We start from the raw sequence: 25,204 nt of genomic DNA on the forward strand, positions 1-25,204 counted from the left end.
AATCTCCAATTAAAAATCGTTGTAAATGAATGATCCCGTATTTGCTGTATGGAATCCGTAAATAAAGAACAATAATAGCAAAATAAGTAAGTAAAAGCTTGTATATCCTATCCATTTTACAGACTTATTTTCTGATAGCTTTTTGAATAGCATATTGATAACCTCTTTTCTTTTGACACTTATAGAGACGCATGAATCATTCAAAGAGTTTCATACCAAAACATAAAAATTTTAAGAAATCATGAAAAAAAGATGTCGAATCGATAAACGTGTCTTTAGGCAAAGCTGTCTTATTGTAACAAAGATTTAATGTATTTGAAATGAAATTCAAGCTTAAATTTGCCTTAAAATTGTTGAAAGCTGTCGAATAAACGCAAAAGCCACCTAGTTTGCCTAGATGGCTTTGATTTCAATTACTTCTTATATTTATTGACTTCGACCATGAGAATGTTTTTGAACACAACATAATCCTTTTTACTTTCAAAGGGACCTTTGTTGTTGTCATGCTCATCAATTTCATAAAACCCTGGTCCTTCTCCGGCATCACGTTTTTTGTACCAAGATGGAAAGGTCAAATTACTTCAGCAGTGTGTTGACCAATCTAGTATTTAGAGCTTTAGCACTCACTACTTTTTTCCTATTCATTACATTTTTTTATATTGTTAAAATAAATATACTTATTTGAGAAGGGAGTGAACCTTTCTGGGCAAAATACTTGATGCAAAAGCACTAACAAGTGCCATGGATACAAGAGCAAAACACTATCAGGTACTCCACGAACAAATGGTTGATTTAAAAAAGGCACTTCAAGGTGTGGCAAATCTCGGTGATGATTTTACTGGAGAAGGTGCCGATAACATTAAAAGCTTTTATAAAGAGTTAGCTGGAAATGTGGACATGTTTATCAGCTTCATTGATAAGCAAAAAGCATTTCATGAAAGTGTATCCGGTACACTTGATGATACGAGCTTTGGCGGCGATACCTTCGTAGAAGAACACTTTTTAGAGAATGCCGTCCATATGGGTATAAAAAATGCTAAAAGCATCGTAAAAGATCAAAAAAAGGCACTCAAAACCATATTTCAAGACATCGATGACCTCATTTCACTAGAGGTATTTGATAGCCAAACCTTTGATGACAAAATTGAAGATGCAGAAGATGAACGAAAAAAGACAGTAAAAGATTTAAGAGAACTCGATCAAAATCTAAAAGATGAATACGCTTTGTCAAAGACGGAGCAACAGGCTACAATGGCATTGTACGCAGAAATGATGAATGCCACAAATGATGGAAAAGCGGTTTCTCCAATGAATTTTGACAAGAAAGAGTATCAAAATAGCGAAATCTACAAGGCAAAAAGCGATATTGAAAAGCAGACTTCTGAATATCTCAAAATCAAAAAAGAACAAGAAGAAGCTAGAGAAATCGCAAAGGAACAAGATGCACTCGCCAACCGTCCTTGGTATGAAAAAGCACTCGATTATGGCGGAAATATTGTGAATGAACTGACAGGCGTGAACGATGCAAAACGCGCCGCAACAGGCGTTGACCCGATCACAGGCGAAGAACTTACCGCAGGACAGCGAGTCGCAGCAGGCGGCATGGCAGCGGCGGGTTATATCCCGATTGTCGGCTGGGCAGGACGTATTTTCAAAGGCGGAAAAGCCGTCTATAAAACGACTCAAGCCACGTCCGCTGCAGTCAGAGCAGTCGACATTTACAAGATATCACAAAAGTCTTTTGATGCGTTGAAAACTTCTCAAAAAGGCTTATATGGACTCACCGCGACCAACGGCTTAAGCGAAGCAATTACTGGTAGAGATATGTTTGGAAATAAGGTCTCAAAAGAACAGCAGGAAGCGAGTATGAATGCGGCGTTGGGGATGCTTTTGCCGTTTGGGGTAAAAGGGTTTCATGGGAAGATAGGAATTAAAAATACTGGTAAATCTACAAAGAATACCACAACATTATGGGATATTAAAACTACAGCAGATAAAACAATAAAATACAAATTTAACGGCGATACAGTTAGTGCTTACCGAGATCCAAAAACAGGTTTGTGGTGGGCTAAAGATACAACTGGTCATGGAAATTCCGCTTTTAAAGTATTCAAGGAAGCAAAAGGTGGAAAAGAACTTCATTGGATTGCTGATAGTGATAAATATGGAAATTACATGATCAATAAACATAAAAGTTCAACCGGAACTGTCATCAAAATAAAATAACAAAAGGTGATTATACATGTCTTTAACAAAAACTGAAGCTGAAAAACTATTTAAGTTAGGATTTAAAAGGCCTGAGTATGCTGATGAAGTGTACCCACAAGATATTTACGAATACAAAGATGCCACTTGGGCGATTGGCGGAAGAATTGTTCCATCAACAACTCTATTATGTAAGGAAGAAGTATTTAAAGAAGGAATATGGATTCCGTCAATGACGGATTTATTTACTTGGTTAGAAGAGATGGATTGTGAATTTCACCTATCATATGATGGGTTAAGCTATAAGGTTGAGGTTTCTACTAGCGATGAGCAGAGATTCAAAGGAAAAGGCACCTCCGTTGAAATGAGTTTATTTAAAGTTATTTGCAAAATACTTCAAACATTTGGAGGTGCACCGGTACAAAAAAATTATGAAATTATTGAAGTAGATGTTATAGAGAAAGATGAACTTTAGGCTCTCATTAAGAAATATAAAAAACTTTTACAAAATCAGTGTGAGGAAATGTAGCCCCATATAGTTAATATAGAAATAAAAGGATAAGATGAGCTTTCAGTAAATATTAGCTCATCTTTTTCTATACAAATTTATTTTAAATATAAAATTTTACGAATTGTGAAAGTAAAAATAACGTATACATTTAAAATTTGACTAAAAACAATACCCGTATTGGTAAAGTTGAAGGTGTAGAAGACCGTTATTATTTTGAAAGAAGAAACAATAAATAACCCAAACGAGGAGTTTCCAAATGATTAGAGAAGAAAAATTTATGAACCTACAAGCGATGACTCAAATTTTTGGGGAGATCCCACAATTTAAAAATGCAGAGATCATGAATGTTGATTTAAACAGAGATGGTCCTACCCTATTTATAAGACTAATGACAAAAGACTCCGTGAAGAATAAACCTAAACGTTGGGGGAATTTTGATGTTGTCTACGTTGAATTATCATTCATTGGTGTAACGGATTTAAAAATTAATCACTTAGGAAATAATAATATAATTGATTATTTTGAGATTAGCACAACAGAGGATCAAGGGTTATTAAAAATAAACTGTAAGAATCAAATGCAAATTGAAACCATATTTGATTGGGCAAGAATTGAACAAATTTCGCCGGGACTAATTGGCTCTTAGAGGAGATGGTGCTTCAAGAGCATTTCATATACAGCACATTTTCTATTGTTAGAAATACTTTCGATCGTATGCCATAATTATACTGAATACCATATTACTAATCTTTCTAAACTGATAATCATTCATATAAATTTTAAAAATTGATTGATGTAAAGTTGTTACATTGAAAAAGCATCCAACAAAGTTGGATGCTAAGTACGATCTTAATACTATTTCACTTGCTCTTGTAAAATAGCTTTTAATAATTCGATAGAATTTTCCTCACTTGGATTATTTGTACCTAGTTCACCTCGAAAAGCTTTAGAGAGAATCGATTGTTTTATTAATTCTAGTTTGCTTTCAATGTGTAGACTTTGTTCCACAAAATGATCTTTAGAGAAAATTTCAGATAAAGTTCTTACGATAACATCTTGTTCTTCTTTTGGGGGTAATGGTAAAGGATAATTGATTAAGAACTCTTTTGGAACTCTTTGTTGTCCAACTGCTCCTGTCATTTTTCTTTTAGCCTCTAGTCTGAATTTCTTTGAACGAACAAAATAATGAATGTATGTTTCATTTATACATTCTGAAGTTCTTAGTACATGGAATTCTGTAGAACCAAAACCAAATCCATTTTTTAGATTTTTAGCAATTGCAGCTTTACCATTCTCCATACAAGGGGTAATCTTAGCAAATAAAACATCATTTTCCTCAAAAAATGTATACCCCTTTTTTACTTTTGAGTATTCTCTTTCTTCAGGCTCTTCAATTTCTCCAGTTTTATCACTCACTGCTGGCATAGGTATAAATGTACAAATTTGTTCCTCAGGAACATCCTCTAGTTTTTTCTTTTTAGGATTCACTTGTACTACTTCTCCCATTTTAACCACTTTCCAAGTAGCGGGAATTTCTTTTTCATTTATAACTTCAATACTTTTATCTTTTAGTTCACTAATGATTTTCTTCTGCAATAAAAAACCACTTTCAACATTAGGGTTTTGTTCTCTCCACTTCTTCGTCAACTCCCCACGAAATGCCTTATCCAAAATAGCCGCTCGACGAAGTTCAAACGTTTCCTTCGCTTCCTCAATCAACTGCTTTGCTTCTTCCATTTTACTTATAAGCCGCTCTACTTTGTCAGCAATTCGTTTTTGTTCTTTCAAAGGAGGAAGAGCAATATTTAATTGTTCAATTAAAGAACCACTAATATTAGGCTGTGCTCCACCATACGCCCTTTTCAAAATCTGTTTAGAGTTATAAAAAACAAAGTATTTCATGAATAAAGAATACAAAACTTTATGACTAATCTCTTTAATTTTTCCAACACGTTGATTTTGTAAAGCCAGTTCTTCAGAGTTATACACACCCGTTTTACCAGTTGTGGCACCAGACATAGCTATTAACAAATCACCTTTTTTAATTAAAAACTTTTCATTGTAAAGGTGGGGTGGAACTCGTACAGCATTCTTACTAGAAGTATTTTCTCCTGAAATGTCCGATATCCTAATTATAGGAATCCCCTCTTCTTGATAATCCGAACTTTTAAATGCGTATCCATTAAATAATTTTGCTACTGTTCCAAATGTAATCCATAACCAATTTTGCGGCACTTCATAAGGTTGTTCTTCTACTGATAATTTAGCTTCTTCCAACAATTCATCAACAGTCTTCTTTCTATTACTCACTGTTTGACCACCTCATCCTCTTCAACAGCACGCAACTCCTCAACCACTTCATTTAATAACCCCATAGCCTGCTGAAGTTTTGCAATTGCTTCTTCTGCTGATTCAATTGGATCTGGTAAGTTGTCATAGGAAGAAAATGATTCATCTGCAATCAATCCGATATCTAAACTATCCCCTTTTTTTGCAATGTCCTCTCTTGTGAACACATTCCAACGTTCATCCTCTACTTTTGAGCGGTCTTCTGCTACATATGCTTTCATGAAGTGTTCAAAGTTTGCCATTGTTAACTGATTCCGTTTTCCGAATGACGTCATATTGGTGCGGAGATCATATACCCAAACATCCTTTGTATTATCTTGGTCTGTTGTTCCTCTTGTGAAAAATAAGACGTTTGTTTTCACACCTTGCGCATAGAAAATCCCCGTTGGTAAGCGTAAGATTGTATGCAGATTGCATTTATTCATTAAATCACGTCGAATCTGTGCACCAACCCCGCTTTCAAACAAGACATTATCAGGTAATACAACTGCTGCGCGTGCATGACCATCGTCTTTTAAAGCGTTATAAATTAACTGTAGAAAATTAAGCTGTTTATTGGAAGTTGCAAACGTCAGGTCATCACGGGAGACACTCTCTCCACCTTTTTTCGTCCCAAATGGTGGATTGGTTAAAATGACATCAAAGTTTTTCATCCACTTTCCATTATTAGATAACGAATCCCCTTGTTCCAGTCGCCCTTCGATATCATGAAGTAATGCATTCATTAGAGCAAGACGATGAGTCCCTGTGACGAGTTCCATTCCAGTAAACGCTTCTTTCTTTTGGAAAACGCCCAGTTGTGGATCTAAATCATAATAGTTATCTGTCTTATTTTTCAAATACTGGTCTGCTGCAATCATAAAACCAAATGTACCAGCTGCAGGGTCATTGCATCTTTCTCCAGGTTTAGGGTCAATCAGCTGCACCATTACATCAATTAATACACGCGGTGTAAAGTATTGACCAGCACCTGATTTTGTTTCGCTTGCGTTTTTTTCTAACAAGCCTTCATATAAATTACCTAAACCTTCTTCTTTTGCGTTGTACCAATCAAGGCCATCAATGGTCTTCAGAATTTTCTCTAAGTTCTTGGGTTCTGTAATACTTGTAGCAGCATCAGTGTAAATCTGACGCAATTGAGCATTCTCGCTATTACCTAGCTTAATTAAAAGATGTTGATAAAATGATTTGAGTTCTACCCCTTCTTTTTCTAGTAAATCATCCCATCTATATCCTTCGGGTATTACACTTTCTGTTTGCTGTTCTTTCATCATTTTTAAAAATAAAATATAGGTTAACTCCGTGACATATTCTTTTGCCTTGGCGTCCAATCATGCAGTGAATACACTTTGTGCATTGCCTGCTTAATACGTGATTCATGGTCAACGAGTGCTTCACCTAATGCAGCTTGGCGAATAAAACTAATAATATCTGCTGCAACGTCCTCATTTTTTGTCTGTTTCCAAGCGGTTTGTAAATGAGATTGCTTAAAGCCTTTTGTTTCTAAAATCGTCATAAGTTCTCGTAAGTCTTGTCTTGTTAGATCTTTTGGTCGTGTACAGATCAGATGCAAAGCGGGAATTTCATTGATATTTTCTTGGATAAATCGAACAAAACCATCCAGATAATCTTCTGGTCGCTTGTTCCCTTCACCATACCCACGAATGACGTCTGTTACTTCATCTTCCTTATCAGATATATAACGTTTTTCACGTGTTACTTGGTACGTTTCCATGTATTCAAATAGAATATTATGTTGTGTGGCTTCTTGCGGTGAGTATGTTTGAATTTCTTTCACCCATTCATCCACATGTTTTCCATTCGATAATTCTTCAAACTTCCCCATGCCTTCTTCGTCAAATCTTTGTTTGCGACGCTGGATTTTTGCTACTAATTGATCACGATAAAACGAAGCTTCCTCATCAGTCGTCGCATTAACAAGAGAATCATACAACTCACCAATACGAAAGTTTTGTTTCTTCACAACTGGTTTCATTTCTGTATAATGTTGCAACTTGTCATATATACCAACAGCATCGTAGATGTTAAAGTGTGTTTTCCCAATCTCTGGGCAAAGACGAGTCGCACGACCAAGCATTTGATCATAGAGAATACGAGACTGTATTCTTCTTAAAAACACCAAATTTGTGATCGGTGGCACGTCAATACCTGTTGTGAGTAAATCAACTGTAACAACGACATTAGGCAGTCGCTCATTTTTAAACCGTGTAATGGCATCTAATGGCTTGTAGATATATCCAGTAATTTTCATTATGGCATCATCTTCAATTTCATCGCCACGTTCTTTAAAGCCTTCTTTTAATAAACGAACAACAAGATCTGCGTGTTGATCAGTAGCTGCAAAGATGAGCGTTTTTTCTTTACCTGCAGGGTCAATATAGTCAACTAATTTATTTAGAACTGCGCGGTTAAATGGTTCTGTAATGACTTTTTTATTAAACTGCTCCACTTCAAAGTGCACAGTATCTTCTACTTTCTCTAGTTGAATCTCCCCTTTATCAACATCATATACTTCTACTTCCTCATCTTTTTCAAAGGTGATGCCCACTTGTGAAAGTTCTGTTTTAAACAAATATGGAGGCTCATGGTCCACTAGATATCCATCCAACACTGCTTCGCTATATGAATATTTGAAAATTGGCATACCGAAAATGTCTGTTGTATGTAGAGCAGGTGTTGCGGTAAGTCCTAAACATGCCGCATCAAAATAATCGATAACGCGCCGATATTGACTAATATAATCATTCTGATCACGGAATTCTAATTCTTCCTCTGTCATTTCTCTATCACTTGTATAGCCTCGGTGCGCCTCATCTACAATAATGAAATCATATTGCCCGACGCTTGGAAGCTTTTCGCTATCGTTATAAAAAAGTCTGCGAACCATTCCCTGCACGGTTGCAATCTGCACCTTCGTTTCAACTTCCGGTGTGAGATCGCCTAATGACTTCACATCATATATATCAGCAAACGAGTAACCTTCAATTTTCGTATCTTTCAGTGAATCCTCTGTTTGTTTACCGAGTGAATTACGATCGACAAGAAAAAGAATGCGGCGACACTTTTTAGACTTAATTAAGCGATACATAAGCGCAATAGCAGTTCGAGTTTTCCCAGTTCCTGTGGCCATTGCAATAAGCATTCTTCTGTTTCCTTCTTTTAACGACTTTTCTGCAGCCAGAACCGCATCCTGCTGATAGTGACGCAAACCAAACTTAGTTATATCCTCTTCTTCTAGACGCTTATCCGCATCCTTATCATCTTGGCTAAGAAGCAGCTTTAAATCTTCAGGTGAATGCCATCCTTCAAGCGGACGTGCATGTTCAAATGGTTTGCGTGAATCCCAGAACCAAATACCCGATTCCTCTTGGAGCTGTCTTAAATAAGGTCGGCCATTTGTTGCATATAAAAATGGGACTTGGTAATCACCAGTTGTTGGTGTAATTTGTTCATCTTCTACTTGCACGACATTTTTCGCGTACACTTTTGTTTGACTATCTAATGCCCCAGGAATCGTTTTCTTTTCTGCTTTTGCTTCAATGAAACCAACAAGCTTGAGTCCAACAAACAATGCATAGTCAACCCAGCCACCATCGACCTTCCACTCAGCAATGGCCATATGTTTGTTTTTCTCTGGTAGCGTCCTGTTTTTTTTATAGTTTAGTAAATTCGTGTCTACTTCCCATCCAGCAGCACGTAACTTCTGATCAATGATGATACGTGTTTCATCTTCAGTCAGCTGCTGCCTACGCATAAAGTTTTTGGACGCTTTTCTACGTTTCATTTTCTCATCTGCTTGCTCTAATTCAGCTTGATGGCGAATTGCCTCTAATTCCTCTTCAAGCTGCCTCACTTTCACTTCATACTCTTGTTGAAGCTGTCGTGTATCTATTCCTGTTTGTTTTTTTGGCTCTATGTACTCTGGAGCTTGAAAATTCCAATCACCGTATACCTCCATAAACCAAGTCGACAAACGAAAAGCCAAATGCAATAAAGATTTTGCTTCTTCTGTTTTTTGATAACCCGCTTCATGCATAGCCACATTCCCTTTGCGACGAAGCGTTTCAACGATATCTATTAATTCTGGTTCAAGTATTCCTTCTCGACGTAATATATTGATACGCTCTACTTGTTTTGTCCCATATGCTTCCTTAATATTTTCAGCGGCTAGAATAAATTTTGTTAATGTTTCGGCAAATAACCGTAGTTTCATTACTGTTGTATGAGGGTCATGATATACATTTTTCTCAGCTGTTTCTCCTAAATTGGAAAGTACTGACCACTTTCCTTGAAAAAATGAAAAATTGCTATTCATCGTTATCACCGTTTCTTAAAAGGTTTTATATGTTTATTATACTATATTTATACAAAAATTAGGTAGACTTAATCCACAACTGACAAAGTTAAGTTAATTGACGTTTGTTCAACAAATTTCATATCATTCTTTTTGTGCTTTTAATCTTTTTATCGGCAAGAACAATATTGTTTCAAATAGCCAGCAACATTTGCCGAGAGAAAAAACGATCTCTTATCGTAAGTCTTCAAAACTTTATCTACTTTCACTAGATCTCTCTACTAATACTCTATAATCAGAGAACAATAAAAACCCATGGTTTCATGGGTTTCTCATCAGTCCACTATAAGAAAGTCTGTCACAAGGCAAGCAGGTTCTCCGTTTTGATCTAGCCCCCAAAAGCTTGGGTACATTCCGTCACCGTAGCCTGTTGTAAACATAGCATCTTAAAATAGCTTATTATTTCTGTGCTCTTGGTTAATAACATTTTATTGATTAGTTGCAAATATTTTTTGTTTATTTTCTCTTCTTAGACTTTTTTGCTTTTTTATTTACTGAAGCATTCAAGTTTTTCTCTAAAAGATAGCTATAAAAAAGTTTTTCTAATAATTTATAGTTTTTGTTCGAACTTAAAATTTTTTGGGCATAATGTATACCAGTATACAAAAAAGCTCCGACAACCATTACTTGAATCCCGTGTATCAACCATAAACCTAGAACTTGATTAAACTCTTCTTCTTTTAGAGATGGTTCTTCAACAGCAGTATTTATAATAAGAGTAAACCAACTCGCGATCATCGAAACTAGAATAGAAGGAATAGAAATTTTCAAAAATGTTGTTATAGAAGCTTCTCTTCTATCTTTATTTATTTCTTTTAGTTGAGGCAATATATATTTTTCAATTTGAGTTGTTGAAAAATTATGTTTATTTAGTTTTTCGTTAAAAGCTTCATAAATAACATTTTTTCTTAACTCATCAAAAGTCTTAAAGCCTGACAATTCAGAAAAATAAGTTAAACCTTTTATTATACAGTATATAGCTATAAATAATAGTAGCAAGAAAACAATCACAACTGCAATTAAGAATACTTTTCCATGTGAAAATTTATTTAAGAGGAAAATAAATAATATAAATACAATTAAACATGAGACTATTTTTAATATACATTCCACAAAAATTTTGTTCTTTTTTTGCGCCTTCACTTCCGATTCTTCTTTCACTTCATTTAAAAAAGAAGAATCTATTAATAAGTATTTCATTGTATTCACTTTTCTCACTTCTTGTTTAAGTTCAAATAACATATCATCTATATCAATCAAAATGTCATCACCTCTATTTCTATTACGAAAAAAACAAATAAAAGTTTCATCTAATTTAATATAAGAATGACTATCCTAGGGATAAAACAAATCTTTAAAAACTCTCTAAATCAATATTTTAATTATATTCATAGGAAAGATCAGAGCAATATTTAATAAATACTAGCAAAAAAGCCAGAAACGTTGATAAAACAACGTTTCTGGCTTTTAACAGTTTTAACGTCCCAGGAGAGATTCGAACTCCCGACCGACGCCTTAGAAGGGCGTTGCTCTATCCAGCTGAGCTACTGGGACATGTTGTTATGTAGTGTTCTGTTGGTGAGTACCTCACCGACAAGATTTATTATATTACTATTGTTCTTTAAAGTCAACGGTTTTTCGAAAAGTTTTTTCATAAGGGGCAAATGCTGCACCCTTATGAAATACCTTCCAATGTGACAGTGTTTTCGAGGTCTTGTATGGCTTGACCTTCGTCTGTGAAAAACTGTACGTTCGCTTCGCTTCCATCTAGTGTCAGTATAGCATAGCTGCGCTCTTTGCGCACTCTTGGCAGGTGCACGCTGCCTGGGTTAATAAGCAGTTTTCCACTTAGCAGCTCACTGCCTGGGATGTGCGAGTGGCCAAAGCAGATAATGTCAGCGCTTAGCTCTTCTGCACGGTAGTAGACTTGAAGCAAGGATTGTTTGATGCCATGCAGATGTCCGTGAGTGAGAAATAGTTTTCCGCCTCCATCAAGTGGGAGCAGGAGCTCTTCTTCAAAATCGCCCATAAAGTCACAATTTCCTTTGACGACTTTGTATCCTTCGAGTGCTGGGTGGTTCGTTTCGAGTTCTGAATCTCCGCAGTGAATCATCATGTCGACTTCAGCCGCGTGCCGTTTGGCAATGGTTTGAAGTTCGTCTGTGAGTCCATGACTGTCACTCATGATGAGTATCTTCATGGCTTCATTCCCCCTTATTCATTTGCGTCTAGCAGTGATGAAAGCTTTTGAAGCGCGACCGCTCGATGGCTGATCTTGTTTTTCTCCTCTGGTGATAACTCGGCCATCGTCTGGTCTTTGTCTTTGACGATGAAAATGGGGTCGTATCCGAAGCCGTTTTCGCCGATTGGTTCCTCTGCGATGAAGCCTTCTACTGATCCTTCTACCGTCTTTGTTTCTTTGCCCGGTATGCTGACAGCCAGGGCACATCTGAATCTGGCTGTGCGGTCTTCTTTTTCAATGCCTTGAAGTTCGCTCAGCACTTTTTCCACATTCTCAGCATCGTTTTTATGCTCACCAGCGTATCTCGCTGAATATACGCCAGGTTTTCCGCCAAGATAGTCAATCGACAAACCGGAATCGTCTGCAATGACCATTTCACCTGCTTTGGCTTGAATCGCCTCGGCTTTGATGATGGCATTTTCTTCGAAGGTTTGTCCTGTTTCTTCAATCTCTTCAGTAAATCCGATGTCTGCTAGTGTTTTGACCGTGAATCCTTTTGGCTCAAGAATGGCTTTGAATTCTTTCGCTTTGCCCGCATTGTGCGTTGCAATGATGGCTGTTTTCATCCTGATCAAACCCTTCTTTTTATTCGATGACTTCTCCTGTAACCGCTTTTTGCTTTTCGATTAATTCTTTGATGCCCTTTTCGGCTAAATCAAGCAGTCCGTTTAGCTGTTCTCTTGAGAATGTCGCTTCTTCGCCTGTCCCTTGAAGTTCAACAAAGCGTCCAGCGCCTGTCATGATGACATTCATATCCACTTCAGCTGAAGAATCTTCTTCATAATTTAAATCTAACAGAAGACCCTGCTGAGAATCAATTCCGACGGATATCGCCGCTAAATAATCAGTGATCGGGTTTTGTTTGATGACTCCTTCTGCTCGAAGCTTTTGAATCGCAAGTGTCATGGCGACAAAAGCACCGGTAATAGATGCTGTGCGTGTGCCGCCGTCTGCTTGAATGACATCACAGTCAATCCAAATCGTGCGTTCGCCAAGCTTTTCTAAGTCAACGACTGCGCGGAGTGCTCGTCCAATTAAGCGCTGAATCTCCATTGTACGTCCTGTGACTTTTCCTTTAGATGATTCTCTCATCGTTCTTTGTGCGGTTGCTCTTGGAAGCATGCTATATTCTGCTGTAATCCAGCCTTTTCCTTCTCCTCTTAAAAAAGGAGGTACACGGTCTTCGATGGATGCGTTACAAATCACCTTCGTATTGCCCGCTGAGATTAAGACAGAGCCTTCTGGATGCGTAATGTAGCCTGCCTCTATTTCAATTTTTCTTAATTCGTCATAGTGTCTTTCATCTAATCTCATGATTTACCTCCGTTACAATATACATTCCACGCGGGTGCCAGCGGGGTTCTCCTACTAACTTTGACAACCTCGGCTCGTTCTAATCGCTTGGAATAAAAAAGAGGCAGCGAATATGCATGCCTCTTTTTCTCCATTATATCAATGTGTGCCGTTAAAAACTACCTGTATTCACTTGTTCTGGTCTTGAAACCGGCTTTGTCAGCTCTGTTCCTTTTTCGTTCACAAGTTCAGCCTTGCCATTTACCTTAACGGATACGCTTTTGACGTCCGGCAGCTCTGTTAATGTGAGCACAATGCTATCAAGAACTTTTTGTGAAATCACCTTTTTCTTTTCATCTGCGCTGCCGAAAATGGATTCGTTGAAATCAAGTGTCACATGTCCGTCTTTTACTTTCGGGATATCATTCAGCTTTACATCTTGATCAAAGTCTGTGAGCAAATGGCTTTTTTTGCTTGGTCCAGAGACGAGCTCATCAATGGCTGCTGTAATTTGATCACCCTCATCTTTTGGCGCCCTTTTGGTCACAGGAACATAGTACGTCTGTTCATCAGATTCAGCTAAGTAGTAAACCGTCACTGGCTTTGTCGATGTCATATCAGCGGCAGCCTCGTGCTGAATATTTATACCGTCTTCTCTGCTTAAATCATCGGAGATCGGTGTACCGTTCACAGGCATTTCTTTTAGTTCATGACCATTCATTTTCAATTTGACTTTGGCGACAGAATCAAACTGCGTTAACGTCCAAGTGACAGATTGCAGGATTCGCTGTTCGTCTTCTTTTTTATAGTTTTTGAATTCATTTGAAAAATCCACAACGGCCGTTCCGTCTTTAATGTCGACAGATACGCTCGTGTCGGCCGGCAAAACAGCTCGGAATCCATTTGGCAAGAGGTTAGAAATCGGTCCCCCGTCCACGAGATATTCAAGGGTTTGTTTGGCACTTCCTTCGTTTTTCGGCAGCGGAATGGATTGAGAGACGACATACCCGTTTTTATCAATTAAATATAATTCTCTCATGACTGTATCTGCCTTCTTCTCTTCTTTTCCTTCTTTGGCTGTTTGTTTATCTTCTTTATTTTCTTTCACATATGTGACGTTTTGTGGCGGGTCAATCTCTGTTTTCGCTTGGTCTGTTTGAAACAATCCGCATCCTGACAAAAGCATGGCTGACGCGATACACGTCACAGCTGCTGTAGATCCTTTTTTCAGCATACTTCACCCTCCTCTAGTAGTTTGTACTACTATGTATACGAGCTCCTCATGTGGATTAGACCCTTTTCATAAAAAAATAACCCACCTCAAGAAGAAGCGGGTTATTGCTGATAGACGTGTTCAAGTGATACGGTTTCGACCTTCCCTGGGAGGTAGCCAAACCAGTCACGAGCGATGTTTTCAAAATTTTGCGGCTGCCCTGTTGTATAAAATGTATGAACAGGTGCTTCTTGAGAAGTGTTTAACAGCCCTTTATACGAAAGAATCGTACTGGCTTCTCTAGCTGTCTCATCCCCTGATGAAATAATGCTCACATCACTGCCCATAAAGCGCTGAATCGGCTCTTTTAAAATCGGATAGTGTGTGCAGCCAAGAATGAGCGTATCAATTCCTGTTTCTTTCATTGGTTCAAGGGAATCTTTCACGACTTCATCTGCTGTCTGATCTAAAAATGTACCGCTTTCCACAAATGGGACAAGCAGCGGACATGCCAGGCTTTGAACCGCTAGTCCTGCTTTTAGGGATAACAGTGCTTCTTTGTATGCCTCGCTTTTGATCGTATTGGCTGTGCCAATGACACCAATCTGCTGATTGTTTGTCACCTTGATGGCTGTACGGGCGCCGGGCTGAATCACGCCAATGACCGGGATATCAAGCGTTGCTTTGATTTCATCAAGGGCAATTGCCGTCGCTGTGTTGCATGCGATGACGAGCATTTTAATATGATGATGTCTTAATAAGTAGTGTGCCATTTCCCAAGTATATTGAAGAACCTCTTCTTCTTTCCGCGGGCCATACGGGCACCGTTTTGTATCGCCTACGTAAATGATTTTTTCTTTTGGCAGTTGTCTCATGATTTCCTTTGCAACGGTTAAACCGCCGACGCCGGAATCAATCACGCCGATTGGTTGATCCAACAAAATCGCCTCATTTTCTTTTCATTTGCTGCTGTAGTTTCGTTAAGGATTGGTTGAAAACGATGGCTTCTTCTTCTGAGAAAGCCCCTAGAAGTTCACTGACGTATTCTTGGCGTTTGACAATCACTTCTTGAATGATCCGCTCGCCTTCAGGTAATAAATGAATGCGAACCACGCGGCGGTCAGAAGGATCTTTTACTCGTTCAACAAGTTCACTTTTCTCCATTCGATCAATTAAGTCGGTGGTTGTACTGCAAGCCAAATACATCTTTTGTGATAGCTCACCTATTGTCATATCTCCGAATTCATAAAGCCACTGAAGACCTACAAATTGAGGAGGTGTAATCGTATATTGATTCAGGATTTCTCTGCCTTTTTGCTTAATAATTGCAGCAATATGGCGCAATGATTTTTCAATCTCTGCTACATGGTCGAACTCATTCGTTTCCATTTCATTGATACCTCACTATAGCATCTCACTTTGATTAAAACGTACATTCCTATTTTCCTCGTTTTTCAGAGAAAATGCAAGAAGAGACTCATGGAAACCATATAGAAATAACCGGTTCCTCCCTGGTGCGGAAGGAAAACCGGCTGACTTTAGAGCTCTAGCTCACCCATACGCAGAAGCTCGACGACGGCCTGTGAACGACCTTTGACTCCTAGCTTTTGCATGGCATTCGAAATATGATTTCGAACAGTCTTTTCGCTAATAAAAAGCTCGCTTGCAATTTCTTTAGTTGTTTTATCTTGGACGAGCAATTCGAATACTTCTCTTTCTCTTTTGGTTAATAGCGGCTTGGATTGAAACTCTTTCTCCTTCAAGTATTGTAACCCTCCTTGCTAAGGTGAGAGCTCTAGTCTCTATAGAATGGGATTCTGTATAGTCGAGATATCATATGCCGGGTGCCCGAGGTAGGTGACGTTAAAATCGAGAATTCCCGCATAAAAGCGTCCAATTTGTGCGCTTTTATCCGCACAAAAAAGGACGAGTCTCCTACCCGAGACATCGTCCTTTTCATACACGTATTTAAAAGATAGAAATGGCTCCTGTTAACAAAGCAATAAGCGTTGTAAAAAGGGCAGTTAACACGGTCCACAGCAATGCGTATTTTTGCAAATCGCCAATATCTTTGTTCAGCATACTGACAAGAAGCAGCGTTGAAGCCACAAGAGGGCTCAGCAGGTGAACAGGCTGTCCTATGATAGAAGCGCGCGCAATTTCCACCGGATCAATTCCGTAAGCTGCACCTGCTTCTGCCAAGATTGGCAGCACCCCGAAATAATAAGCATCATTAGAAAGAACAAATGTAAATGGCATACTCGTTAAAGCCACAATGAGCGGAAAAAATGAACTGTAAGAATCCGGAATCATGTAAATCACCAAATTGGCAATGGACTCAACCATTTTTGTTCCCGAAAAGATCCCTGTGAAAATCCCTGCTGCAAATACAAGTGTGATGACCGTTAATGCGTTTCCTGCATGCGATAAGATTCTTTCGCGCTGATCTTCAACCTTTGGATAGTTGATCATGAGAGCGATGACAAATCCAATTAAGAAGAGTACAGGTATTGGTATAATATCTAGGACTAGTGTTGCCATGACAGCAATTGTGAGGAAAAAGTTGATCCAAATGAGGTTTGGTCTCTTCATGTCTTCTACGCCATCCTCAATTGACGCAGCCAATTCAGGAGAAATGGACACCTCTTCTTTGTGCTGAATCTCTGCGATCCCAATCCGTTTTCTTTCTTTTTTCCCAAGTACATAAGCAGTAAAAAGTATAAAAAGACCGCCTCCAACCATCGTTGGGAGTAATGGAATGAAAAATTCGCCTGCATCCAAGCCAAGCGCAGCAATTGCACGAGTAGCTGGACCGCCCCATGGCGTCATTCCGCTCATAATTCCTAATGATAATAATGAAACTGTTCCTAAAATTAACGGGTTCATCCCAATTCTTAAGAAAAGTGGCAGCATAGCTGATACGGTAATCATGTAAGTTGTTGTTCCATCACCATCTAAAGCAACAAGCATAGACAAAATCGCTACCCCAAACGCAATTTTGACAGGATCACCTTTTACAATACGTAAAATGAGTTTAATCAGAGGATCAAATAATCCAGCATCCAGCATGACACCAAAGAATAAAATGGCAAATAACAATAAAGCAGCTGATGGTGCAACAGTTTTCAGTCCATCAAGCATCATATCCCCTAATCCTTTGTTAAAGCCACCGATCAATGCAAATACGATAGGTACAACGGTTAAAGCCACCACCGGATGCATACGTTTCGTCATAATAAGAAATGTAAATGTCAAGACCATCAAGATCCCTAAAATAGCTAGCACTTCATATCCCTCCATCCTCTTCTTCACATGATCTGCAAGCGCCCCTTTGCACTTGCAACCTACATGTTAGCGCTTTCTATTTCAAGGATATAATAGCTTTTTTTATAATGAAAATATCGATTTTTTCGTATATTCAATAAATTTCTTTTATAATTAACCTTGCTGACTTCTTAAAAACTCAATGAACGCTTCCACAACAGATAAATGAAGGGAGTCTGGCTGGTACATAAGCCATGTATCTCTTAAAACAGGCTGTCCATCTTTATACGAAAGACCTTTTACAAATAACTCATCACTTGGTCTGAGGCAAATTTCTGGGACAATGGCATAACCTAAACCATGCTTGACCATCTCTTTTGATGTATCCTGACGGTCTGTCTCCATCGTCACAAGTGGAGGCATGGTGAACGTTTCCTGCCACCATCTGTTAATCAATCGTTTTAATGAACTATCTGTATGATAGTCAATGAGCGGCAGCTTTGGGAGGTCTTTCAGCTGGATTTCTGATTTTGAAATGATACAAAGCCGCTCTTTATCGAGCAAAAACCGCTCTCCATTCCAGTCGTAATCCCCTCTTAAAATCCCTAAATGGACACTTGATGTGCCTAATAAGTCCATGACTTTCGTGCTCCATCCTGTATTCACCATAAATTGAACATGTGGATACTGCTTAGAAAATTCTTTTAAAATTTCTGGCAGTTTATACTGGGCAAAGTTACTTGAGACCCCTAACCGAATTGTTCCTTTGACCTTTTTTTGCATATTGAGCATGCCATCTTTCGTTTGCTGGAGCTGTTTGAGCATGTCATTTGCGTATTTAGCCAAGTACTCGCCCTCTGACGTAAATTCAATTCCTCGTTTTCTTTTAAAGAAAAGCTTCATATCAAACTCCTCTTCAAGCTGTTTCAATCGATAGCTTAAGGCAGGCTGAGAGACAAATAATTTTTCTGCCGCTTTTGTGATGTTCTTTTCTTCATAGAGCACCTTTAGAAACCGCCAATCTTTTTCATCCATTATATGCCCTCCTTTTTTACTAATTATAAAATATTTTTATTGATTATTCTCAAAATAATGTATTTAACTTATTTCTTATTATACTTTACCATTTTGATTAGATAAACAGTTCATTAAAAAATTGAGGGTGAGAGTAATGAGAAAAGTTCCAATCACAATCATGCGAGGCGGTACAAGCAAAGGGGTATTCATTCAAGCAAACAATGCACCATTTGAACACGATGAGCTCGAGGCATTTCTATTAGACATTATGGGCAGCCCTGACCGGCTGCAGGTCGATGGAATCGGCGGCGGTAATTCTTTAACAAGCAAAGTAGCCATTATTGATAAAGCCACACGCCCAGATGTGGATGTGAACTATACGTTTGCACAAGTCAGCATCAATGAGAGATATGTCGACTTTAAAGGAAACTGCGGGAACATCTCATCAGCCGTTGGGCCATATGCCATCATTAAAGGACTTGTTCAAGCGGTTGAGCCCATTACGACTGTACGTATCCTCAATACCAACACAAATAAAGTGATTACAGCAGAGGTCGAAGTCGAAAATGGAGAAGTGAAATTTGAAGGACAGGCAGAAATTCCAGGAGTAAAAGGGACAGGTTCTCCCATTTATTTATCTTTTGAAAATCCTGAAGGCGCAGTCACAGGTAAAACTTTTCCGACTGGAAACAAAATTGATACGATTCAAACAAAGTTTGGTGAGATTCCCATCTCGATCGTTGACATTGCAAATCCAATTGCCTTTATTCGTGCCAAAGATATTCAATTAAAAGGAACTGAATTGCCTGAGGAGTTTACAGACGAATTACTGGATGATTTAGAAGAGATTCGTTCCATCGCTGCTGAAATGTGTCACTTTGCGCCAAAAGACATGGCGACATTACAGTCTCCAGCCGTTCCAAAGCTTGCGCTCATTAGCGAGCCTGCTGATTATGTAGATACAAATGGAATCTTGAGAAGAACAGCCGATATGGACATCATCGTTCGTATGCTATCAATGCAAAGACCGCACCAAGCACTTGCCATTACCGGCTCTGTCTGCGTATCAGCCAGCTGTTTTATGGAACAAACGCTTCCTGCACAGCTTTATCATGGACAACATGATACGCTTCGAATTGGGCATCCTGCTGGGATTATGCAAACGGACATTGACGTGTCTCAAAATAGAGTCAAAGTCATTCGAACCGCGAGAGAAATTCTAGACGGGGTTGTCTTTACAAAACAAGACTATATCGTGCAGCCTCATATTAAAAGAGAAGCCTAAAGCAGACGAGAACATCGTCTGCTTTTTTTAATGTTGAAGCGGGGCATCAATATCTCCGGCAGAATGAGCTTTTATCTGCCCTTTCTCATCTTTTAACTGGAGATGACCGTAGCGGTTGACCCCGCAGCAAATGCCTTCTTCCCAAGTTTGTTTTTCACGATCTAACGAAATGCGAAGGGGCTTGTTGAGACGATATAACCGTTTGTTATAGAGGGCAGTGAGTCCTTCAAACCCTTCATTCTGCCAGCGTGAATGGTATTTTTCAAAAGCCGTTGCCAGTTCTTTCACTAGCTGATCGGCTTTCACCTCTGTCAGCTCTGATAAGCAAATGGTTTTGTACGGGACATGCTCCGGCTTTGTCTCTACATTGATGCCAACACCGATATAAATGGAACTGCGGTCTGCTTCAATTAATGTGCCGGATACCTTTGCTTCATTAATGAGAATATCATTAGGCCATTTGATCGCCAGCTGATCCTCTGCTCTCATGAGTGGTTTCAGAACATCATAGATTGCTAGTGCTGTCAGCGGGGCGATCGTTGACTGGGTGGAGAGTTCTGCTGGCGGTAAGACTGTCATGGTTACCGCCACATTCCCTAAAGGTGTTTCCCACGGCCTGCCGAGTCTGCCTCTTCCTGCTGTCTGCTGGCGTGCATAGACAGCAAATGAGGGCTTTTCTCCTTGCTGCATGAGCCTTTTCGCTTCATTATTTGTACTATCAATGGTGTCATATTGAAAAATCTTCATGTGTTCTCCTCTTGTTTCTTCTTGATATGATGCTTTTATTATAACAAAATGAAGCGTGCATGTTGATGAGCCAGCATGTTACTCATTTCGCTGCGCCTGAAACGTCTCTTTTTCTTCCTCTGTAAACGGGACAGATGCGCCTGTGTCTTTACTAATTTGCACCATGGTGACTGAGCCTGTAAAGCAAGGTTCCTGCTGCTCATTTTCTCCTAAATAATGAAGGATGAGTGAGCTTGATCCGACCTTTTCCGGCTTGACATACACACGAAGCCTCTCCCCAATCTCTACCTGCTTGATGTAATCACATTGCAGGTTTGCAACGACTGTCATGGTCTCTCTCTCACGTTTCATTCGTTTATCAACAATTCCCGTCTTTTGAAAAAAGGCAATTCGTGCCTCTTCGAAATACACAAAAGGGGTGACATTGTTCATATGGCCAAACATATCCGTTTCTGAAAAACGAACGGTGGTTTCGACATAAAATCGAAAGGATGCCCTCCACTCTTCAAACGGTTCTTCAATATATGACGGCAGTCTCACTTGATCATCTCCTTATTTGGAAACAAAACGCCTCTCCCGTATTGGAAGAGGCGTTTGTTTATATGTTGCATCCAGCCCCTTAAACACTCATCATGATTGGCAAAGAGGACTGAATGTAATGTTATTCTGCGTGATCGCTTCCGAAGAAGTTACGGAATGCTTGTAAAGTTGTATCTCGGTTAAGTGCTGCAATTGACGTTGTCAGCGGGATTCCTTTCGGACAAGCCTGCACACAGTTTTGGGAGTTCCCGCAGTTCGCAAGACCGCCGTCCCCCATAATTTCTTCTAGACGGTCAGACTTATTCATCGCACCTGTCGGATGTGCGTTAAATAAACGGACTTGTGAAAGCGGTGCAGGGCCCATAAAGGAAGACTTATCATTCACGTTTGGACAAGCTTCAAGGCAGACACCACATGTCATACATTTAGAAAGCTCATACGCCCATTGACGTTTTTTCTCAGGCATTCTTGGTCCAGGACCGAGATCATATGTGCCATCGATCGGTACCCATGCTTTCACCTTTTTCAAGGAATTGAACATCCGGCTTCTATCAACCTGCAAGTCTCTCACAACCGGGAATGTCTTCATCGGCTGAAGACGAATCGGCTGATCTAACTGATCGATGAGTGCTGTACATGACTGGCGTGGTTTTCCATTAATGACCATAGAACAAGCTCCACACACCTCTTCAAGACAGTTCATATCCCAGTTGATCGCCGTTGTTTTTTCCCCTTGTTTATTGACCGGGTTCCGTCTAATTTCCATGAGTGCGGAAATGACGTTCATATTTGGACGGTAAGGGATTTCGAATTCCTCATCATAAGACTTTCCATCTGCTGTATCTTGACGTGTGATAATGAAATGAATCGTGTTTTTTTCACTCATCTTATTTCTCCACCTTTTTCTTCGAGTAATCTCGTTTACGAGGTGCAATTAACGATACATCGACGTCCTCATAGTGGAATGCAGGCTTTTGATTTTTTCCTTTGAACGTAGCCATCGTTGTTTTTAGGAATTCTTCATCGTTTCTCTCTGGGAATTCCGGTTTGTAGTGTGCGCCTCGGCTTTCATTCCGGTTGTATGCCCCAATCGTAATGACTCTTGCCAGCTGAAGCATGTTGTCAAGCTGACGTGTGAAGGCAGCGCCTTGGTTGCTCCATGATGCTGTATCGTTGATGTTAATCTGCTTGTAGCGCTCCATTAATTCTTCGATCTTCTGATCTGTTTTTAAGAGTTTGTCATTGTAACGAACCACTGTGACGTTATCCGTCATCCATTCTCCAAGCTCTTTATGAAGCACGTACGCATTTTCTGTTCCGTCCATGCTGAGGATGTTGTCCCATTTCTCCTGCTCTTTCTTCACAGCGCTGTCAAATGTTGCAGAAGATAGGTCTTCCGCAGATTTTTCAAGGCCGCTAATGTACTTGACCGCATTTGGTCCAGCGACCATCCCGCCGTAAATCGCAGAAAGCAGTGAGTTTGCACCAAGTCTGTTTCCGCCGTGCATAGAGTAATCACATTCTCCGGCAGCAAATAGACCTTTGATATTCGTCATTTGATCATAATCAACCCATAATCCGCCCATTGAATAATGAACAGCAGGGAAAATTTTCATTGGGAGCTTACGCGGGTCATCACCCATGAACTTTTCATAGATTTCAATGATTCCGCCAAGTTTAATATCAAGTTCTTTTGGATCTTTATGAGAAAGATCGAGGTATACCATGTTCTCTCCGTTGATGCCAAGCTTTTGTTCGACACATACGTCGAAGATTTCACGCGTTGCGATATCACGCGGTACAAGGTTCCCGTATGCTGGGTATTTCTCTTCAAGGAAGTACCAAGGCTTCCCGTCTTTATATGTCCAAACACGTCCGCCTTCACCACGAGCCGATTCACTCATGAGACGAAGCTTGTCATCTCCAGGGATCGCTGTTGGGTGAATTTGAATGAATTCTCCATTTGCGTAATGAGCACCTTGCTGATAGACGATGGATGCAGCAGATCCAGTGTTAATCATGGAGTTCGTTGATTTGCCGAACACAATTCCAGGACCACCAGTTGCCATGATCACTGCATCTGAACGGAAGGATTCAATTTCCATTGTCGTCAAGTTCTGCGCGACAATGCCTCGGCATACTTCCTCGTCATCTAACACAGCGCCAAGGAATTCCCAGCCTTCATATTTCGTGACAAGCCCTGCTACTTCATAGCGGCGAACCTGCTCATCTAGTGCATATAATAGCTGCTGACCTGTTGTAGCTCCAGCAAATGCTGTACGGTGGTGCTGTGTTCCCCCGAAGCGGCGGAAGTCCAGTAATCCCTCTGGTGTTCTGTTAAACATGACACCCATCCGATCAAGTAAGTGGATAATGGACGGCGCTGCTTCACACATTGCCTTTACTGGCGGCTGGTTCGCTAAGAAATCTCCGCCATACACCGTGTCATCAAAATGCTCATAAGGTGAATCCCCTTCACCTTTTGTATTGACCGCTCCGTTGATTCCGCCCTGTGCACATACAGAATGCGAACGTTTCACAGGTACGATTGAAAATAGTTTAACAGCTGTTCCCGCTTCTGCTGCTTTAATAGTTGCCATGAGACCAGCTAAGCCGCCTCCGACAACGATGATGCTAGAATTACTCATTGTAGCCCCTCTCCCTCTTCTACTAATCTATTTCCTCTTAAACAAAAGCGAAAATTGCTCTTAGCCCTACATATGAAAGCGCTATAAATATACCTAATGTCACATATGTGGAGATTCTTTGTGAGCGTGGTGAAACAGTAATTCCCCAGCTGACAGCAAATGACCACAAGCCATTAGCAAAGTGGAAAATAGTAGATAAAACGCCGACAATATAGAAGCCTAGCATAAATGGAGAGCTTAAAATATTCGCCATCATGTCATAGTTCACTTCAGCTCCAAGCTGAGCTTGAATTCGTGTTTCCCATACGTGCCAAGTGACAAAAATTAATGTGATGATACCTGAAATCCTTTGCAGTCTGAACAACCAGTTTCTTAAGTAACTGAAGCGAGACGTGTTGTTTTGTGCCGTAAAGGCTATGTACACCCCATAAACAGCATGATAGATCAGTGGTAAGAAAATCACGAACAGCTCAAGTGCATATCTGAATGGAAGCTGTTCCATAAAGTGTGCAGCTTTGTTAAACGCCTCTGGCCCATTCGTCGCAAAGTGGTTAATCACTAAGTGCTGTACTAAAAATAGACCGACCGGAATGACGCCAAGCAAAGAATGCAATCTCCGATAAAAAAATTCTTTGTTCCCCGACATTACTTTACCCCCTAGTAAAAAGTGCAATTGCTGAAAATTGTCTTACCCCCGCTTCTTTCAATTGTAAGCACTTTATTCAAATTTATTGACAATTTCATTTTACTCCTATGTCAAAAAAGCGTCAAGAAACCGCGTACATAAATTAAAATTTTCCGAAATTTAAAAGTTTTAAATCAAAATTCGTTTTACTACAATAAGAATTTCTTAGACTTCAGGGAAAACTCTGTCATCATATGCTTACATAAGCTATAATAAATTGTTGAAAGAGGGGAGCCGTACAATGAATAAATTCGAATCTAACTTAGAACAGCTAAAAGAAATTGAAGTCAATGGATTTGCCTACGAGCTGATACGCGAAGTTCTGCTGCCTGATATTCTTGGTCAGGATCATTCATCTATGATGTATTTTGCGGGTAAACTGCTTGCTCGTAAATTTCCTCAAGAGTCATGGGAGAAGATCCCCGAATTTTTCCATGATGCCGGATGGGGAACGCTCACGATGGTCCATTCGAAAAAACAGGAAATTGAGTTTGAGCTCGAAGGTCCACTTGTATCAAATCGAATCACCTATCAAAAGGAGCCATGCTTTCAGATGGAAGCGGGTTTTATTGCTGAACAAATTCAGCTTCTCAACGAGCACGTGGCTGAATCTTATGAACAAGTGAAAAAGCGTGCTGATAAAGTCATTTTAACCGTTAAATGGGATTTAAGAGACCCTAGCTAACACTCTTTATGAAAGGCGCAGACTTCAGGTCACGCCTTTTTGTAGTCTTCTTCTATCATAGCATACTTAGTGAATGGGTTTACGCACGTTTTCCTTTCTGGTATGCGGCGCTTTCCATTAAAAAAGAGGTGCACTCTTTCATGAG

At 39.6% G+C, this 25,204-nt stretch carries 25 protein-coding genes, 1 tRNA gene and 1 pseudogene; 5 read left to right on the forward strand and 22 right to left on the reverse strand.

The genetic code is table 11. The annotated features are described in order from the left end of the window. Positions 1-9: 9 nt before the first annotated feature. Together MHH26_RS11275 and MHH26_RS11280 are read right to left on the reverse strand one after the other, a co-directional pair. Positions 10-159, reverse strand: a complete 150-nt coding sequence (locus MHH26_RS11275; protein ID WP_024427820.1) for a teichoic acid D-Ala incorporation-associated protein DltX — start codon at positions 157-159, stop codon at positions 10-12. A 254-nt stretch (positions 160-413) separates the two neighbouring features. Beyond that, positions 414-569, reverse strand: a pseudogene (locus tag MHH26_RS11280) (Kelch repeat-containing protein); the annotation flags it as partial. A gap of 172 nt (positions 570-741) precedes the next feature. On the opposite strand from MHH26_RS11280, the gene MHH26_RS11285 reads away from it, so the two are divergent. The 3 genes from MHH26_RS11285 (at position 742) to MHH26_RS11295 (ending at position 3,362) form a co-directional block, all read left to right on the forward strand. Next, positions 742-2,226 carry a ribonuclease YeeF family protein gene (locus MHH26_RS11285; RefSeq protein WP_445661636.1) on the forward strand — a complete coding sequence of 495 codons (1,485 nt, stop codon included), beginning with the start codon at positions 742-744 and terminating at the stop codon, positions 2,224-2,226. A gap of 16 nt (positions 2,227-2,242) precedes the next feature. Beyond that, the gene (locus tag MHH26_RS11290; protein ID WP_340973478.1) at positions 2,243-2,680 is read left to right on the forward strand and encodes a hypothetical protein; all 438 of its coding nucleotides are present in this window, start codon (positions 2,243-2,245) and stop codon (positions 2,678-2,680) included. A 292-nt stretch (positions 2,681-2,972) separates the two neighbouring features. Further along, on the forward strand, positions 2,973-3,362 hold the full coding sequence (locus MHH26_RS11295; RefSeq protein ID WP_340973480.1) for an immunity 50 family protein: 390 nt from the start codon (positions 2,973-2,975) through the stop codon (positions 3,360-3,362). Between the two features lie 209 nt (positions 3,363-3,571). Here the strand turns inward: MHH26_RS11295 and MHH26_RS11300 are convergent, their stop codons facing one another. The 15 genes from MHH26_RS11300 to MHH26_RS11370 form a co-directional block, all read right to left on the reverse strand. Further along, positions 3,572-5,026 (reverse strand): restriction endonuclease subunit S, encoded by a 1,455-nt coding sequence (locus tag MHH26_RS11300; protein WP_340973481.1) that lies wholly within the window; start codon positions 5,024-5,026, stop codon positions 3,572-3,574. After that, positions 5,023-6,396: a class I SAM-dependent DNA methyltransferase gene (locus MHH26_RS11305; RefSeq protein WP_340973483.1), complete on the reverse strand. Its 1,374-nt coding sequence runs from the start codon at positions 6,394-6,396 to the stop codon at positions 5,023-5,025. Before MHH26_RS11305 ends, MHH26_RS11300 begins: the two co-directional genes overlap by 4 nt. Further along, positions 6,360-9,401 (reverse strand): type I restriction-modification system endonuclease, encoded by a 3,042-nt coding sequence (hsdR, locus tag MHH26_RS11310; RefSeq protein WP_340973484.1) that lies wholly within the window; start codon positions 9,399-9,401, stop codon positions 6,360-6,362. The genes MHH26_RS11305 and hsdR overlap by 37 nt, the downstream gene beginning before the upstream one ends. Positions 9,402-9,715: 314 nt before the next feature. After that, positions 9,716-9,820, reverse strand: coding sequence for a DUF4241 domain-containing protein (locus tag MHH26_RS11315; RefSeq protein ID WP_106072408.1), 105 nt, complete (start codon positions 9,818-9,820; stop codon positions 9,716-9,718). A gap of 76 nt (positions 9,821-9,896) precedes the next feature. Further along, entirely contained in the window at positions 9,897-10,700 is an 804-nt protein-coding gene (locus tag MHH26_RS11320) for a hypothetical protein (RefSeq protein ID WP_340973486.1), read from the reverse strand. Positions 10,701-10,920: 220 nt separating this feature from the next. Continuing rightward, positions 10,921-10,994, reverse strand: a tRNA-Arg gene (locus MHH26_RS11325). 121 nt (positions 10,995-11,115) lie between these two features. Further along, a complete protein-coding gene (locus MHH26_RS11330) occupies positions 11,116-11,640 on the reverse strand; it encodes a metallophosphoesterase (protein WP_340973488.1) in 525 nt (174 codons plus the stop codon). A gap of 14 nt (positions 11,641-11,654) precedes the next feature. Then, positions 11,655-12,257: an XTP/dITP diphosphatase gene (locus tag MHH26_RS11335; RefSeq protein WP_181185471.1), complete on the reverse strand. Its 603-nt coding sequence runs from the start codon at positions 12,255-12,257 to the stop codon at positions 11,655-11,657. Between the two features lie 10 nt (positions 12,258-12,267). Then, the gene (gene rph, locus MHH26_RS11340; protein WP_340973489.1) at positions 12,268-12,996 is read right to left on the reverse strand and encodes a ribonuclease PH; all 729 of its coding nucleotides are present in this window, start codon (positions 12,994-12,996) and stop codon (positions 12,268-12,270) included. 151 nt (positions 12,997-13,147) lie between these two features. Continuing rightward, positions 13,148-14,209: a GerMN domain-containing protein gene (locus MHH26_RS11345; RefSeq protein ID WP_340973490.1), complete on the reverse strand. Its 1,062-nt coding sequence runs from the start codon at positions 14,207-14,209 to the stop codon at positions 13,148-13,150. A gap of 101 nt (positions 14,210-14,310) precedes the next feature. Then, complete coding sequence (gene racE, locus MHH26_RS11350) at positions 14,311-15,129, reverse strand: glutamate racemase (RefSeq protein ID WP_334749947.1); 819 nt, start codon at positions 15,127-15,129, stop codon at positions 14,311-14,313. Positions 15,130-15,136: 7 nt separating this feature from the next. Then, positions 15,137-15,577 carry a MarR family winged helix-turn-helix transcriptional regulator gene (locus tag MHH26_RS11355; protein ID WP_003216546.1) on the reverse strand — a complete coding sequence of 147 codons (441 nt, stop codon included), beginning with the start codon at positions 15,575-15,577 and terminating at the stop codon, positions 15,137-15,139. Between the two features lie 149 nt (positions 15,578-15,726). Then, positions 15,727-15,951 (reverse strand): spore germination transcription factor GerE, encoded by a 225-nt coding sequence (gene gerE / locus MHH26_RS11360; RefSeq protein WP_003184172.1) that lies wholly within the window; start codon positions 15,949-15,951, stop codon positions 15,727-15,729. A 205-nt stretch (positions 15,952-16,156) separates the two neighbouring features. Continuing rightward, entirely contained in the window at positions 16,157-17,473 is a 1,317-nt protein-coding gene (locus MHH26_RS11365; protein ID WP_334750029.1) for a CitMHS family transporter, read from the reverse strand. A 153-nt stretch (positions 17,474-17,626) separates the two neighbouring features. After that, complete coding sequence (locus MHH26_RS11370) at positions 17,627-18,487, reverse strand: LysR family transcriptional regulator (RefSeq protein WP_334750030.1); 861 nt, start codon at positions 18,485-18,487, stop codon at positions 17,627-17,629. Positions 18,488-18,623: 136 nt separating this feature from the next. Here MHH26_RS11370 and MHH26_RS11375 point away from each other — a divergent pair, with 136 nt between their 5' ends. Then, positions 18,624-19,754 (forward strand): 2-methylaconitate cis-trans isomerase PrpF family protein, encoded by a 1,131-nt coding sequence (locus MHH26_RS11375; protein ID WP_340973492.1) that lies wholly within the window; start codon positions 18,624-18,626, stop codon positions 19,752-19,754. Positions 19,755-19,781: 27 nt separating this feature from the next. On the opposite strand, the gene MHH26_RS11380 is transcribed toward MHH26_RS11375, so the two are convergent. The 5 genes from MHH26_RS11380 to MHH26_RS11400 form a co-directional block, all read right to left on the reverse strand. Next, positions 19,782-20,501: a biotin--[acetyl-CoA-carboxylase] ligase gene (locus MHH26_RS11380; protein ID WP_340973494.1), complete on the reverse strand. Its 720-nt coding sequence runs from the start codon at positions 20,499-20,501 to the stop codon at positions 19,782-19,784. A gap of 78 nt (positions 20,502-20,579) precedes the next feature. Next, positions 20,580-21,041 carry an acyl-CoA thioesterase gene (locus tag MHH26_RS11385; protein WP_340973495.1) on the reverse strand — a complete coding sequence of 154 codons (462 nt, stop codon included), beginning with the start codon at positions 21,039-21,041 and terminating at the stop codon, positions 20,580-20,582. A gap of 121 nt (positions 21,042-21,162) precedes the next feature. After that, complete coding sequence (gene sdhB, locus MHH26_RS11390; RefSeq protein ID WP_024427169.1) at positions 21,163-21,927, reverse strand: succinate dehydrogenase iron-sulfur subunit; 765 nt, start codon at positions 21,925-21,927, stop codon at positions 21,163-21,165. Position 21,928: 1 nt separating this feature from the next. Continuing rightward, entirely contained in the window at positions 21,929-23,689 is a 1,761-nt protein-coding gene (gene sdhA / locus MHH26_RS11395; RefSeq protein WP_282068170.1) for a succinate dehydrogenase flavoprotein subunit, read from the reverse strand. A 37-nt stretch (positions 23,690-23,726) separates the two neighbouring features. Beyond that, positions 23,727-24,335 carry a succinate dehydrogenase cytochrome b558 subunit gene (locus MHH26_RS11400; protein ID WP_047945318.1) on the reverse strand — a complete coding sequence of 203 codons (609 nt, stop codon included), beginning with the start codon at positions 24,333-24,335 and terminating at the stop codon, positions 23,727-23,729. A 280-nt stretch (positions 24,336-24,615) separates the two neighbouring features. On the opposite strand from MHH26_RS11400, the gene MHH26_RS11405 reads away from it, so the two are divergent. Then, the gene (locus MHH26_RS11405; RefSeq protein WP_034661763.1) at positions 24,616-25,059 is read left to right on the forward strand and encodes a YslB family protein; all 444 of its coding nucleotides are present in this window, start codon (positions 24,616-24,618) and stop codon (positions 25,057-25,059) included. Positions 25,060-25,204 lie beyond the last annotated feature (145 nt).

This window comes from Bacillus sp. FSL K6-2839 (assembly GCF_038003365.1).
Taxonomy (GTDB): Bacteria; Bacillota; Bacilli; order Bacillales; family Bacillaceae; genus Bacillus.